The organism is Limnospira sp. PMC 289.06 (genome assembly GCF_032350395.1).
Taxonomy (GTDB): Bacteria; Cyanobacteriota; Cyanobacteriia; order Cyanobacteriales; family Microcoleaceae; genus Limnospira; species Limnospira platensis.
This window is the reverse complement of the sequence record NZ_JARPLC010000541.1, coordinates 1-346: the sequence shown is the minus strand read 5'-3', so window position 1 is coordinate 346 and position 346 is coordinate 1. Positions and strand designations below refer to the sequence as shown.

The 346-nt window shown below is 37.6% G+C and carries 1 pseudogene; it reads left to right on the top strand.

Annotated elements, in window-relative coordinates:
* Positions 1–346 (top strand): annotated as a pseudogene (locus P5674_RS26180) (hypothetical protein); the annotation flags it as partial.

Below are 346 nucleotides of genomic sequence, written 5' to 3'. Positions count from 1 at the left end.
AAAGTTAATCTGTATTTAACTAATGAACGGATACAAGCAGTTATTGACTCAAATACTAATTTCGCGCCATCCGGTCACGGTCATATATGGGGCGACATCAGTAGTGCGCCTGCTACCGCAACAAGGTGGCCTACTTGGTCTGAAGTTACAAGTAAACCGACAACGTTTACTCCATCAGAGCATACACATTCAAACATTACATTAACCGCAGGAGATGGTTTATCAGGAGGAGGAACATTAGCAGCTAATAGAACAATTAATGTAGATTCAACTGTAGTAAGAAATACAGGAAATCAAACTTTAACAGGAATTAAAACATTTAACATAACAAATAATCCAGTAACTT